At 48.1% G+C, this 14,204-nt stretch carries 12 protein-coding genes; all 12 read left to right on the plus strand.

Features of this window, described 5'->3' with window-relative positions:
• The first annotated feature begins 20 nt into the window (after nt 1-20).
• Entirely contained in the window at nt 21-1,022 is a 1,002-nt protein-coding gene (gene hemB, locus BK126_RS24565; protein WP_076315129.1) for a porphobilinogen synthase, read from the plus strand.
• 59 nt (nt 1,023-1,081) lie between these two features.
• A complete protein-coding gene (gene hemL / locus BK126_RS24570) occupies nt 1,082-2,386 on the plus strand; it encodes a glutamate-1-semialdehyde 2,1-aminomutase (RefSeq protein WP_076315130.1) in 1,305 nt (434 codons plus the stop codon).
• Nucleotides 2,383-3,282, plus strand: a complete 900-nt coding sequence (locus BK126_RS24575) for an RluA family pseudouridine synthase (protein ID WP_445321912.1) — start codon at nt 2,383-2,385, stop codon at nt 3,280-3,282. The genes hemL and BK126_RS24575 overlap by 4 nt, the downstream gene beginning before the upstream one ends.
• Nucleotides 3,283-3,432: 150 nt before the next feature.
• On the plus strand, nt 3,433-4,887 hold the full coding sequence (locus BK126_RS24580) for a LysM peptidoglycan-binding domain-containing protein (RefSeq protein WP_076315132.1): 1,455 nt from the start codon (nt 3,433-3,435) through the stop codon (nt 4,885-4,887).
• Nucleotides 4,888-5,384: 497 nt separating this feature from the next.
• Complete coding sequence (locus BK126_RS24585) at nt 5,385-8,054, plus strand: valine--tRNA ligase (RefSeq protein ID WP_076315133.1); 2,670 nt, start codon at nt 5,385-5,387, stop codon at nt 8,052-8,054.
• 77 nt (nt 8,055-8,131) lie between these two features.
• Nucleotides 8,132-9,508, plus strand: a complete 1,377-nt coding sequence (locus BK126_RS24590; RefSeq protein ID WP_076315134.1) for a bifunctional folylpolyglutamate synthase/dihydrofolate synthase — start codon at nt 8,132-8,134, stop codon at nt 9,506-9,508.
• A 4-nt stretch (nt 9,509-9,512) separates the two neighbouring features.
• Nucleotides 9,513-10,883 (plus strand): UDP-N-acetylmuramate--L-alanine ligase, encoded by a 1,371-nt coding sequence (gene murC / locus BK126_RS24595; RefSeq protein ID WP_076315135.1) that lies wholly within the window; start codon nt 9,513-9,515, stop codon nt 10,881-10,883.
• A 122-nt stretch (nt 10,884-11,005) separates the two neighbouring features.
• A complete protein-coding gene (locus BK126_RS24600) occupies nt 11,006-12,073 on the plus strand; it encodes an SPOR domain-containing protein (RefSeq protein ID WP_076315136.1) in 1,068 nt (355 codons plus the stop codon).
• Between the two features lie 75 nt (nt 12,074-12,148).
• On the plus strand, nt 12,149-12,283 hold the full coding sequence (locus tag BK126_RS30035) for a hypothetical protein (RefSeq protein WP_256703032.1): 135 nt from the start codon (nt 12,149-12,151) through the stop codon (nt 12,281-12,283).
• Between the two features lie 120 nt (nt 12,284-12,403).
• The gene (locus tag BK126_RS24605; RefSeq protein WP_076315137.1) at nt 12,404-12,646 is read left to right on the plus strand and encodes a DUF4321 domain-containing protein; all 243 of its coding nucleotides are present in this window, start codon (nt 12,404-12,406) and stop codon (nt 12,644-12,646) included.
• Between the two features lie 118 nt (nt 12,647-12,764).
• Entirely contained in the window at nt 12,765-13,370 is a 606-nt protein-coding gene (locus BK126_RS24610; protein WP_076315138.1) for a Maf family protein, read from the plus strand.
• 54 nt (nt 13,371-13,424) lie between these two features.
• On the plus strand, nt 13,425-14,114 hold the full coding sequence (gene radC, locus BK126_RS24615; RefSeq protein ID WP_076315139.1) for a RadC family protein: 690 nt from the start codon (nt 13,425-13,427) through the stop codon (nt 14,112-14,114).
• The last annotated feature ends 90 nt before the right edge of the window (nt 14,115-14,204 follow it).

Here is a 14,204-nt window from a genome sequence, read left to right on the forward strand (position 1 = left end):
AGAGAAAGGGGTTATTCAGAATGGGATTTCCAATCGTAAGACATCGCAGACTTCGGCAGTCCGCCGGTATTCGCAGTATGGTGCGTGAAACACATTTGAATGTCAGTGATTTTATACAGCCGATCTATGTTACATACGGTACAGGGGTTAAACAAGAAATTTCGTCCATGCCTGGAGTGTACCGTTTCTCACTCGATACGCTAAAAGAGGAAGTACAAGAGATTGCTGAGCTCGGCATTCCGGCTGTGCTTCTATTTGGTATTCCAGATACGAAGGACGCTGTAGGTTCTTCCGCCTATGCAGAGAATGGAATTGTACAGGAAGCAACGAGACTCATCAAATCCTGGTACCCCGATCTGCTCGTCATTGCAGATACCTGCCTGTGTGAGTTTACGGATCACGGTCATTGCGGAATGATTCATACGCATGAACGTGACGGTCATGTATGTGTTGATGTCCTGAATGACGAATCGCTTGAGCTGCTGGTGAAGACCGCTGTGTCCCAGGCAGAAGCTGGAGCTGATATCATTGCACCATCCAACATGATGGACGGTTTCGTAGGTGCGATTCGTGCAGGGCTTGATGAAGCAGGATTCACGCATATTCCAATTATGTCTTACTCGGTGAAATACGCCTCCGGCTTTTACGGACCTTTCCGTGAGGCAGCAGATTCAGCACCCCAGTACGGTGATCGCAAAGCTTACCAGATGGATCCGGCTAATGCAAGGGAAGCGCTGCGTGAAGCCGAAACGGATGTTCTTGAGGGAGCAGATATGCTGATGGTGAAGCCTTCTTTATCTTACCTGGATGTGATGCGCACGATTAAGGATCAATTTGATCTGCCGCTGGTTGCGTATAACGTCAGCGGTGAATATGCGATGGTCAAAGCCGCAGCGATCAATGGTTGGATTGATGAAGAGAAGGTGGCCATGGAAATCCTGCTCAGTATGAAGCGTGCTGGAGCAGATATGATTATTACGTATTATGGCAAAGATGCAGCCCGCTGGCTGTCAGCTCGTTAATTTTTAGAAGAGATACATTATGCATATAAAATTTATGAACAGAGGAGTGAGTTTTGAGAATGAGTGAACAGAATCGACAGCCGCGCAGGGAGGAACGTTCCCGAAACGCTTTTGAAGAAGCGAAGCAATACATGCCTGGCGGTGTGAATAGTCCGGTACGTGCATTTAAATCTGTAGGGCTGACTCCAGTATACGCAGACCATGGCACAGGTTCTAGAATCTATGATATTGATGGTAATTCTTTTATTGATTATGTGGCTTCCTGGGGTCCTCTTATTATGGGACATGCCCATCCGGAAGTGATATCCGCGATTCAGGAGACAGCTGTAAAAGGGACAAGCTTCGGCGCGCCGACTCTTATTGAAACGGAAATGGCCAAGCTGGTATGCGAGCGCGTACCTTCCATCGATGTTGTTCGTATGGTGAACTCTGGCACGGAAGCTACGATGAGCGCGATCAGACTTGCTCGAGGAGCAACAGGCAGAAGCAAAATTTTGAAATTTGAAGGCTCCTATCATGGACACGCGGACAGCCTGCTGATCAAGGCAGGTTCCGGAGTAGCAACTCTTGGACTTCCGGATAGCCCTGGTGTTCCAGAAGGAGTAGCTGCCAATACGATTACCGTTCCTTATAATGATCTGGAATCGGTTCGATTGGCATTTGATAAATTCGGGGAACAGATTGCTGCGATCATCGTTGAGCCTGTAGCAGGCAACATGGGGGTTGTGCCGCCAGCGGCAGGATTCCTTGAAGGGCTGCGCCGGATTACCGTAGAATACGGCAGCCTGCTTATTTTTGACGAGGTCATGACCGGCTTCCGTGTAGGGCTTCACAGCGCTCAAGGGCGGTTCGGTGTCATCCCGGATTTGACTTGCCTTGGCAAGGTCATTGGCGGCGGCTTGCCTGTTGGCGCCTATGGCGGAAGAAGAGACCTGATGGAGCAGGTGGCTCCGGTCGGTCCAATCTATCAAGCGGGTACACTCAGCGGTAATCCGCTGGCGATGGCAGCAGGCTATACGACACTTAAGCTCCTTAACGAAGAAGTATACACTCGTCTTGAAGAACTGGGTGCAAGGCTAGCCGCTGGCTTTGAGAAGAATGCGAAGGAGCTGGGTGTTCCTGTAACCATCAACAGAGTCGGATCGATGGTATGTCCATTCTTTACCGATCAAGCAGTGACGAATTATGATGTTGCCAAGTCGAGCAATCTGGATCATTTCCGTGCTTACTTTGGCCATATGCTTCAGGAAGGAATCAGCGTAGCCCCTTCTCAATTCGAGGGGATGTTCATCTCCGGGGTGCATAGTATCCAGGATATCGATGATACGATTGAAGCGAACTATAATGCGCTGAAGGCTTTATGATGAAGTATAAGAAAAGAGGAGATTGGGCTGAGCTGATGCCAGGCAAAAAGGTGCTCTCCCAGGATGATCGGAGTATGGCAGCTGAGAAATGGCTGCTTGATGAGCTGGGTATGCCCGAGAAGCTCTTGAACGAGCTGAAAGCTAATAACGGTATTCAACTTGCAGGGGACCGGCTTCGGCTGGCCCTTTTTCCTTCTGCACCGTATGGATTTGTACCACGATATGTAGAGCTTGATGTACTCTATGAGGATGATTTTTGCCTTGTTGTAAACAAGCCGGTAGGGATGCCTATTCATCCAGACGGAAGTGAGCGTCAGGACGGAATCGTCACGCTTGATCATGCAGTGGCTGGATATTACCAGGCAAGTGGACTCGAGGTCGCAGTGAAGCATATCCATCGACTGGATGTGGACACATCAGGTCCAGTGCTGTATGCGAAGAACCGCTACGCAGAACTGAAGCTGAATGCCATGATGCAGCTTAAGCAGATCGAGCGCAAATATGTTGCAATCGTTCACGGGGTCGTAGCACAGAATAAAGAGAAGATCGACTTGCCGATTGGCAAGGACAGACATCATAAACAGAGAAGAAGAGTCTCCCCTACGGGGCAGCATGCAGTAACACATATGGAGACATCCGAAAGACTAAGAGAAGCAACCGTGATCCGGCTTCGTCTGGAGACAGGGAGAACACATCAAATTCGGGTGCACCTAAGTCATTTGGAACACCCCTTGTTTGGCGATACACTGTATGGCGGTATGAGAGAAGGAATTCGCAGACAGGCACTGCATGGAGAAGAGCTCAGCTTCAGGCATCCTTTTACGGGAGAGTTACTTACGGTTACAGCCCCTTGGCCTCAGGATATGATGGATTTATATGACTCGTTAAAATTGTAAATATAATATGAATCCTCGGATAATGGTATGAGTCTTTTGACCAGTGCATATACATGTTCACGAGAAGCATCTTGAGTTTACTTGTGTAACATGACGTAAAGCTATGAAAATCTCATGGTGAATATATGCTGTGAAAGGAGGACTAGCGCTATGTTAAACCCGCCGTATGGACTTCGGTTTGATATTTACGAGCGTGTTCATCTGCCTGAAGATGTGCCTGCCATTAGTGAGCTGGATGAGATCGAATTGTATCCTCGCATACAGGTTATCTCGGAGCAGGAGCATGCTGCGCTACGTGGACACTTGCTGTTGTCCGGTATTTATCAAGGAGAGAATAATCAGCAGGAGGAGCTGTCGCATCAGATTCCTGTTGAGATTACGATTCCGCTCAGCCGTGTCGCATCCATTGAAGATATTGCAGTGGAGATTGAGAATTTTGACGTGGATTTGCTGTCGACACGCAGTCTGAACATTACGGGCGTGCTCTCTTTGCGCGGTATTGAGGGAATTGGGCCGGCAGAAGAAACCTCTGACTGGAATCCGGAGGAGTTTACCGTTGTTCATTCTAATTCAGGTGAAGAAGAGACGACGACCAACCCGCTATATTCGGGGTACAATCCGTATAACCGTGATCCATTCCTAACGGATGCAGAACAAAAAGAAGCGTTATTGTCGGAATCGGAATCTCCAGAGGAGCTTCATTATGATTCGGTAGCCCCGGCGTATTCACCTTCAAGGCCTTTTTTGCATACGCCATATGAGGCGTCAGTATCCGAGCCGGCAGAAGAGAGCAGTGCTGCATGGTCTCTTCCGTATGAAGCGGAGTCGGTCGGTGATTCCGTGAATCGGGAAGAAGCTCAGCCACAGGTTCCGTACAGCGCAAATACAATCGACAGCATAGAGGAACAGTACTACGAACAGGATGCAGAAGAGGCGGATCGGGGACAAGATGATCCATTGAATCAATTCGGTGCGCTCACGTCCGTTAATCAAGAGCCGGAAGCATACTCAGCCCCAGAGGTGTGGAGCTTCGAGCCTGCTGTAGTTTCGGGCTCAGAGCGTGACTCGGGAGCTCCTGCTGCAAGTGCAGATGCGGATTCAGCTTCCGCAGTGATTGAAGAGTCATCCAGCCTTGGTGATTCGGAGGTCGAACTTGAGACAGACTCTAGTCCGCGAGAGCCCGAAGCTCAGGAGGTCTTGCTCGAAGCGGATGTGCCGCAGCCGGATCCTTCCCAAGAGAAGCCTGAACTGAAGGTTGCCTTTGGAACCAAAAAATCGGTCGAAGCTTCGGCACAAGGCTCCTATGGAATTACTTCACTCTTACAAAAGAACAGGACGGCAGAAGAAGTCCTGCAGCTGGAAGAGGAGCTTCCGATTGAACAGCGTGATGAAGAACCGGCAGAGGAGATTCAATGGAAGAGTCTGTTTCTCGGAAGCGGTGCAGAGCAGACGCCATTCAAGAAGGTTAGACTCTGTATCGTGCAGCGTGAAGAAACGCTAGAAACCATTGCTGATCGGTATCAGCTCAGCACGCGTGAGCTGCAGCTATATAATCGTCTGTCCGAGCAATCGGTAGAGGAAGGTCAGGTACTCTACATTCCGTAGTAGAGCTGCATACAGGAGAGTTCCCGGTTTGAATCGGGGACTCTTCTTTTTTGTCATGTAAGGTCAAAAGCCCGGTTGACGAATGGCACAAAAGAAATGTATGATGACTGTAGGATTGGGAATACAATGAATAACAACAGTAATTAATCTAACGACTTGGATCGGGAATAGTAGGCAGTGAGCCCTTCAGAGAGTGGAATTGATATGGTGTGAAATTCCGCAGGATCGTGAGCTGTACCGAAGTCGCCCGTGAGTTGCCCTTTTGAACTTTCTTGGTATGATGAGGAAGCTAGAATGCGGCCGGTAGCAGCCGTTATCTGCCTAATGAAGTGTCATATCGAGATTAATGATTTCGCTTTTTACAAGTGAATTCGGACCTGCTCGGTTATGAAACAAAGGTGGTACCGCGAAAGAATGGCCTTTCGTCCTTTGAGGATGAAGGGTCTTTTTGTATTTTCAAGAATGTGTTAAACGAAGATTAATTGGAGGAATGTATGATGTCAGAACCGACAGCAAATCCGAACCAGACGGAAATGTCGACAACTTACGATCCGCGGGCAGCGGAACAGAAATGGTATCCATATTGGATGAATAATGAATTTTTCAAGGCAGGTCAGCGCAAGGATGCGAAGCCTTTTACGATCGTGATCCCTCCGCCTAACGTTACGGGTATTCTTCATATAGGGCATGCACTGGACTTTACGCTGCAGGATATCATTATCCGGGCCAAAAGAATGCAGGGCTACGATGCGCTCTGGCTTCCCGGCTCTGACCATGCAGGAATTGCGACACAAACAAAGGTCGAACAGAAGCTTAGAGAAGGCGGCGTGTCCCGCTATGATCTGGGCCGTGAGAAATTCCTTGAGAAGGTATGGGACTGGAAGGAAGAATATGCGAACACGATTCGTTCCCAATGGGCGAAGATGGGGCTTTCGCTGGATTACTCCCGTGAGCGGTTTACGCTGGATGAAGGTCTGTCCAAGGCCGTTCGTGAAGTTTTTGTTAAGCTGTACGAGAAAGGGCTCATTTACCGCGGTAAACGCATTATTAACTGGGATCCTGCAGCACGCACGGCCTTGTCAGACATTGAGGTTGAATACAAAGAGATACAGGGACATTTGTACCATTTGAAATATGAGCTGAAAGACGGAAGCGGCTCGATCACGGTGGCCACAACACGTCCGGAAACGATGCTTGGAGATACCGCTGTTGCTGTACATCCTGAAGATGAGCGTTATAAGGACATGATTGGCAAGACCCTCGTGCTTCCGATTATTGGTCGTGAAATACCGGTGATCGCGGATGAGTACGTGGACAAAACGTTTGGCAGTGGTGCTGTGAAAATTACTCCAGCCCATGATCCGAACGATTTTGAGGTGGGCCTGCGTCATGATCTGCCGCAAATTACGGTTATGGATGAGTCCGGTAAAATGAATGAAGAAGCCGGCAAATATAAAGGACTGGACCGCAGTGACTGCCGCAAGCAGATCGTTCTTGATCTCAAAGAATCCGGTGTCCTGATTAATATTGAAGACCATACACATCAAGTGGGCCATAGTGAACGTTCCGGTGCGGTTGTAGAGCCTTACTTGTCCACGCAGTGGTTTGTAGCTATGCAGCCGCTCGCAGAACGTGCCATTGAAGCACAGAAGAGCGGTAAAGGAGTTAATTTTGTTCCTGACCGCTTCGAAAGAACCTATTTGCAATGGATTGAGAATGTTCGCGATTGGTGTATTTCACGTCAGCTGTGGTGGGGTCACCGCATACCTGCGTGGTACTGTGATGCTTGTGGTGAAATTCATGTCAGCCGTGAGGATATGACGGCTTGTCCGAAGTGCGGATCGCAAGAGCTTCGTCAGGACGAAGACGTCTTGGATACTTGGTTCAGTTCAGCACTATGGCCGTTCTCCACACTTGGCTGGCCGGAAGAGACAGAGGACCTGAAGCGTTACTATCCAACCTCTGTACTTGTAACGGGATATGATATCATTTATTTCTGGGTAGCACGTATGATCTTTACGGCACTTGAGTTTACGGATGAAATTCCGTTCAAGGATGTTCTGATGCATGGACTCGTGCGTGATTCGGAAGGACGTAAGATGTCCAAGTCGCTGGGCAACGGAGTAGATCCGCTTGAGGTTATTGAAAAATACGGAACAGACGCGATGCGCTACATGCTCTCCACAGGGATTACTCCAGGTCAGGATCTGCGCTTCCGTTGGGAACGTGTTGAGCAGGCCCGCAACTTTGCGAACAAGATTTGGAATGCCTCCCGCTTTGCGCTGATGAACCTGGAAGGCTTCAAGGCGGAAGACATAGATATTTCAGGTGAACTGACTACAGCGGACCGCTGGATTCTGCATCGTCTGAACGAAACAGCGAAGGACGTAACTCGTCTGATGGATGCCTACGAATTCGGAGAAACGGGCCGTACATTGTATAATTTCATATGGGACGATCTCTGTGACTGGTATATTGAGTTCTCCAAGCTCTCATTATACGGGGAGGATGCGGATGCAAAACGCAAAACACAATCCGTTCTTGCCTATGTCCTTGACCAAACCATGCGCCTGATCCATCCGTTTATGCCGTTTATCTCCGAGGAGATCTGGCAGCACCTTCCGCATGAGGGTGAGACCATTACTTTGGCAGCTTGGCCAGAATTCAATGAGGCCTTTGTTAATGACAAGGCTGTCGCTGAGATGAATACGCTTATGGATCTGATTCGCGCAGTACGTAATATCCGTGCTGAAGTGAATGTACCGATGAGCAAAAAAGTTGAACTGCACATAAATGCAAGTGGTCAGGACAGCCTGAATATTATTGAAAATAACTTGATTTATGTTCGTCGTTTCTGTAATACTTCAGAACTATCTACTGGAACAGAACTTTCTACACCAGAAAAGGCGATGACTGCTGTGATCTCTGGTGCCGAGCTGTATTTCCCTCTTGCAGGTTTGATTGACATTGATCAGGAGATCGCGCGTCTCACGAAAGAGAAGGAAACACTGGATAAGGAAGTATTGCGGATCGAGAAGAAACTGGGCAACGAGGGCTTTGTATCCAAAGCGCCTGAGAAAGTAATCGAAGAAGAGCGTGCAAAGCTTGCGGATTATTCTGATAAGCGGACAAAAGTCATTGCACGAATTGACGAACTTCAAAATTAATATAAGACGGCAGGTGTTCCTTACTACTGTGAGGGATGCCTGTCTCTTACTTACTTTATACTTAGAAGGTGAAGCATATGGATCGAACCACTGGTAATAGCACGGCTGCTCCGCTGAATACGTATCATGACGCGGTAGCTTGGATCAACAATCTAATTCCGTTTGGAATCAGACCGGGACTCTCCCGCATTGAATTGCTCTTGTCTAAGCTGGGTAATCCGCATCAGCATCTGAAGTTTATCCATGTCGCAGGAACGAACGGAAAAGGTTCTACCTGTGCCTTTTTGACGTCAGCCTTAAGACAGTCCGGTTATGATGTAGGTACATTCACTTCACCGTACATTACCAAGTTTACGAATCGGTTTCAGTACAACGGGGAGGACATCCCTGAAGAAACTTTACTGATGCTTGCAAGACGCCTTCATCCGTTAGTAGAGGAAGTCGCGGAGACAGAGCTAGGGTCTCCCACCATGTTTGAGGTTGCGACGGCGCTTGCAATTCTGTATTATGCTGAGGTGTGCTATCCTGATGTAGTGGTATGGGAGACAGGACTCGGGGGAAGGCTTGATGTAACAAATGTCGTAACTCCCATTATTTCCGTGATCACCAATATTGGGATGGACCATACCGATATTCTTGGAGATACGATCAGCCAAATCGCAACTGAAAAGGCAGGAATTATTAAACCCGGCGTTCCTGTCGTCAGTCTAGTAGAGCAGCCGGAAGCGATTCAAGTCATTCGTGAGGTCGCAGAGAAACAGAAATCCACCTTATATCTTGCTGGTGACCAGTTTACCTATGAACAGGTTCGGGTTAATAAGGATGGACAGAAATTGCATTTTAATGGACCGTTTCGTGAACTTGATGTGGAGCTTACATTGCAGGGCAAGCATCAATGTGCCAATGCCGCTGGGGCTTTAATGACACTTGAAGTGCTGCGCCAATACATGGCGTTCTATATGGAAGAGGAAGATTTGCAAAAAGGTTTCCGACTTGCCTCTTGGGCAGGCCGTTTCGAGAAGGTGTCCGACGAACCGCTTCTCATTCTGGACGGAGCGCATAACCCTGAGGGGGCTGAGATGCTGGCACAGAGCATCAAGGATCTGTATCCAGAGCGGAAACTAATTTTAATGATGGGCATGCTGGAGAATAAGCATCACAAATTGTATTTTGAGCATATACTGCCACTAGTGGATACGCTTATCCTGACTGAGCCAGATTTCCGACGTAAAATGGACGCGGCCCAGTTAAAAAATATGGTAGAAGAGCTTCGTCCATCCTATGCCAAACCAAACCTTGACATCATCGTAGAACCTTCATGGAAACAAGCATTGAGCTTACTTAAGTTACGGACGGAAGCGGAAGATCTGGGGGTTGTGTCCGGCACATTATATTTGATTGCCGATGTAAGGGCCGCCCTTCTGCATCAAACCGATTCTGAAAAAGGTTGGTGAAAATTTGTTAAACACTTCGGAACATGTACATTTTATCGGTATCGGCGGCTATGGGATGAGCGCCATTGCAAGAGTTATGCTGGAAATGGGATATACCGTCACGGGATCGGATGTCGTATCCCAGGAGCTCACGGAGAAGCTTGCCGCTAAGGGAGCAAAAATATATATCGGGCATACGCCGGAACAAGTCCATGGTGCGGACTTGGTTGTCTATTCAACAGCGGCTTCCAAGGACAATGTGGAACGCGTTGAAGCCGAGCAGCTGAACATCCCTATTCTTCATCGTGCTCAAATGCTTGCAAGGCTGCTGAATGAACGTAAGGGAGTAGCGGTTGCCGGAGCGCACGGTAAGACAACCACTTCTTCGATGATTGCACTCGTCATGGAGGAGTGCGGTGTAGATCCCACCTATATTATCGGCGGAGAAATTATGAACCTGGGTACAAATGCCAAGGCGGGCAAGGGTGAGCATGTTGTAGCAGAGGCGGATGAGAGCGACGGCTCCTTCCTGCAGTATCATCCTTGGCTGGGTATTGTAACGAATCTTGAAGCCGATCATATGGAGAACTACAACAATGATTTTAATGAGCTGAAGAATGCTTATATCAAATTCTTGAATCAGGTTAAGCCGGAAGGCTGTGCGATTGTCTGTGCGGATGATGAGAACATTCAGAGCATCATGCCGCAGCTCAAATCCAACATTATCACTTATGCAATCGATGCAGAAGCTGATTATACGGCAACAGATATTGAGCTCGGAGATCGCCATATTTCATTTACGATGAATCATCGAGGTGCGCCTCTTGGAACCGTTGAGTTGTCCGTACCCGGCAGACATAATGTGAGCAATGCCATGGCGACTGTGATTTCTTGTCTCGAGGCAGGCATTCCGTTTGAGTCAATTGTGAAGGCAATTGTGAAGTTCAGCGGAGCGAAGCGGAGATTTCAAGTGCTCGGAGAAGCTCGAGATATACTCATTATTGATGATTACGCGCATCACCCAACGGAGATTGAGGCGACGATCAGTGCTGCCAAAGCGACAGGCAAGCGGATCATAGCGGTCTTTCAGCCGCAGCGCTACACACGTACCTTCTTCCTGCTGGATGCGTTCAGCCGTGCATTTGGAGAAGCAGATGAGGTCATTATTACTGATATCTTCTCACCTGCAGGAGAGAAACAGATTGAGGGTGTACATTCCTCCAAGCTGGTAGATCTGATCAAGCTCAACAGTAATCCAAATGCCATATATATTCCTTCCAAAGAGGATGTTGTGAAGCAGCTCGAGCATCGTTTGCAGCCCGGGGATCTCGTCCTAACAATGGGAGCCGGCGATATTTGGAAAGCAGGTTATGTGCTTGCGAAGGGAATCAAGTAGGATCTTTACCGTTTGAGTCATACCGCACCGTTTCTTTATTAAAGAAACGGTGCTTTTTTTTGCATAACTCCTCTATTAGGCACATATAGCTGTTAGAAAGGACAAGAGGAGGGTGGTTAGCCGTGAACAAAGCTAGAATGACATTTCGTTTCAATGAGGACAAGCCTGCTGCCAAGCTCGAATCAGACATAGTGATGCCTGGCGATGAATGGAAGCACAGCAAGGAGAGAACAACTGCGAAGCATGATATAACAGACCCTGTCCCTGCTGAAATGCCGCAAACCACCATCCCGCTGCAAACCATGACAAGCCTTCCTCTTGACGAACGGGAAGAAGGACGTTCTGATCGAGACAGCTTCAGTGGAAATAATGTTTACGCGGATCAGAGAATATACGAAGATTGGGAAGAGCCTTTTGGATCTTATTCTTCTGTGCCTATTGTTGCAGGTCATGAGCACTACAAAGAGCCCCAGGAGAAAGACAAGCAGCACCCAGATTCATACGAGGAACTTGAGGATCAGGATCCATTCTATTTGGGTCAGGCAAGTGAAAATTACACCATGTACCGGGGACCTCGAAATGTGTGGAAAATGACGGGATCCATTATCGCTGCAGTCGTTACAGGTGTCATGTTTGGGTTTGTTGCCATGTCCATGGTGAATTCAGAGAACACCTCAAATACCGTTTCGCCTGTATCGGTGCCTGCATCATCAGGTGTCACTCAAGAAACAGTTACAGAGGGAGGGGCAAATGTTCCTGAAGGTGCATCATCTGCAGCAACCATTCCAGCTGTGACCTATTATATGCTGCAATATGGTGTGTTCAGCAGTCCAGAAGGTGCTGAGCAAGCCAAAGCTGAGTTGACATCAGCGGGTATAGCTGCTGGGAGCGATCCTTTGGATGAGCTCCGTGTGTATGCGGGAGTTTCCGCTGATCGTGAGAATGCCAAGCTGATCAGTAACCAGCTAAGAACGGAAGGGGTAGAGCTGTACGTACGTGAGATTCACCTTCCTGAGATAACAGGCCTTCAGTTTTCAGGTGATCAGAGCACGGTGACGGATTTTTTTAATTCCAGCCGGGCGATTACAGAAATATTGACCTCTGTATCAATCAGGCAGCTGGGTCAGCAGGAGCAGAAGGCACTGTCAGAAGCGGATATGAACGCTGTCACGGACGCGCATCAGCGCTGAACAGGCACGGTAGCTAAGATCAGAAGCGGTTTACCGGCGGAGAGTGAGTCTGTCGAGCTGCAAATGGAAGCCGCTATGAATACGGCAGTCACTGCAGTTGCAGAATATAATAAAAATCCCTCCAAAGAACATATTTGGAAAGTACAATCACAGGTCATGAATTATATACTGCTCGAAAAACAACTGCTTGAAATCATCAAACAAGCATAGTATGCGCGCTGATCCGGCACGGGACTGGAAATAGTTCCCCATGCCGGATTTCTGTTTGTACTTATGTCTAGGTTCCCGTATAATAATGAAGGTGTCAAAATATGGCGAGGGAAGAGTAGAATGAAAAAAAACTTCGGAATATTCATCTTGTTTCTGCTCCTCGGTTGGTTAATTGGAGCATCCATATCCAAAGGATTAGAGCAGTTTGAGGCTCTTTCTTTTTTAACGAATGCAACGACGATCAGCTGGTCGCCAAAGGCAAATTTCGACATCATTAGCTATCGTCTTAACATTCAATTAAAGATCAGCCTGCTCAGTCTGTTAGGGGTTGTATTTGCGATTTGGCTTTACCGAAAACTATAGCTTTTTAATATCACAGAACTGATGCAGAACAGAAGCTTGAGCAGGAGTAAAAAACAGACCAAAAAAGATATGTAACACATGCGAATAGCATTATCATTCTCACGAAGGAGTTCATCTCTTGAAAAAGCAGCGGATTATACTTGCCTCCACGTCTCCAAGACGCAGGGAACTCATAGCGACGCTTTGCCTTCCGTTTGAAGTTCGCCCTAGCCACACCCCGGAAGATACACCAGAAGACTACACACCTCAGCAAATTGTAGAAGAACTTGCCTACCGCAAAGCAAAAACTGTCTATGATTCTTATGATTCCGAACTGGCAGGAACCATCGTAGTAGGCAGTGATACAATTGTCGTACTCGACGGAGAAGTGCTTGGCAAACCAAAGGATGAGCAGGATGCTTACCGGATGCTTAGTTCCCTTCAAGGTCGCACTCATGAAGTATATACGGGTGTTACTAGTATTTCGGGTGAGGATGGACGTGTAATTACGCAGCATCGCCGTACGAAGGTCAAGATGAAGCAGCTTAGTCCAGATGCCATTCATGCTTATATACGGACAGGCGAGCCTTCTGACAAGGCAGGCGCATACGCCATTCAGGGTTTGGGCGCTACATTTGTTGATTCCATTGAAGGATGCTATTTTAACGTCGTGGGTTTGCCGCTTTCCTTGCTTAGTGAACAACTGTCAGAGCTGGGCTTGAACGTGCTGTCCATTGACGAATAGGAAGTCATAGTAACAAGAGAACGGGTTCGTTTTTTATGTGAAAAGAGGGAGAAAATGAGTTCGCCACAGTATATGCTGCGCGACATCCCCCAAGAACAGCGCCCGAGAGAACGCATGCTAGAAGTAGGGGCGGGTGCACTAAGTCATACGGAGCTTCTGGCGATTCTGCTTAGAACAGGAACGAAGCAGGAATCGGCCATTCATATCGCTCAGCGTATTCTGAACGAAGCAGGGAGTCTTCGGAATCTGGTGGATATGAGTGTTGATGAGCTGTGTCAGCTCAAAGGCATTGGACCCGCCAAAGCCATTCAGCTGAAGGCAGGGATCGAGCTGGGACAACGGGTTATGCAGACCAGATTCGCGGAGAGACCCGTCATTCGCAGTCCGAGAGATGCGGCTGATTTGCTTATGGAACAGCTTAGGTATCTGCAGAAGGAGCATTTTGTCTGCCTTTTCCTGAATACCAAGAACCACGTGATTTCCCAAGAGACGTTATCTATGGGCAGCCTCAACGCTTCCATCGTTCATCCGAGGGAAGTGTTCCGGGCTGCCATGAAATGCAGCAGCGCCTCCATCGTGTGTGCGCACAATCATCCGAGCGGTGATCCTGCCCCGAGTCCGGAGGATATACAGCTGACACGTCGTCTTGTCAAAGCTGGTGAAATTGTAGGAATTGACGTGCTCGATCACATCGTGATCGGGGACGGGAAATATGCAAGTTTGAAGGAGCAAGGGTTCATATAATATAATGTGGTACGTTAACGGTTTTTTTATTAAGCGTAAATTACAAGGAGCGTTTTTCCTTCATCGCTTCGATCGCTTTATTTTGAATCG

The sequence above is a fragment of the Paenibacillus sp. FSL H7-0326 genome, assembly GCF_001955535.1.
Lineage (GTDB): Bacteria > Bacillota > Bacilli > Paenibacillales > Paenibacillaceae > Paenibacillus > Paenibacillus shunpengii.

Excerpts from the sequence above, each read along its gene's own strand:
- BK126_RS24585 (WP_076315133.1), top strand. The coding sequence starts at position 5,385 with ATGTCAGAACCGACAGCAAATCCGAACCAGACGGAAATGTCGACAACT.
- BK126_RS24575 (WP_445321912.1), top strand. The coding sequence starts at position 2,383 with ATGATGAAGTATAAGAAAAGAGGAGATTGGGCTGAGCTGATGCCAGGC.
- hemB (WP_076315129.1), top strand. The coding sequence starts at position 21 with ATGGGATTTCCAATCGTAAGACATCGCAGACTTCGGCAGTCCGCCGGT.
- BK126_RS30035 (WP_256703032.1), top strand. The coding sequence starts at position 12,149 with ATGAATACGGCAGTCACTGCAGTTGCAGAATATAATAAAAATCCCTCC.
- BK126_RS24590 (WP_076315134.1), top strand. The coding sequence starts at position 8,132 with ATGGATCGAACCACTGGTAATAGCACGGCTGCTCCGCTGAATACGTAT.
- hemL (WP_076315130.1), top strand. The coding sequence starts at position 1,082 with ATGAGTGAACAGAATCGACAGCCGCGCAGGGAGGAACGTTCCCGAAAC.
- BK126_RS24605 (WP_076315137.1), top strand. The coding sequence starts at position 12,404 with ATGAAAAAAAACTTCGGAATATTCATCTTGTTTCTGCTCCTCGGTTGG.
- BK126_RS24580 (WP_076315132.1), top strand. The coding sequence starts at position 3,433 with ATGTTAAACCCGCCGTATGGACTTCGGTTTGATATTTACGAGCGTGTT.
- radC (WP_076315139.1), top strand. The coding sequence starts at position 13,425 with ATGAGTTCGCCACAGTATATGCTGCGCGACATCCCCCAAGAACAGCGC.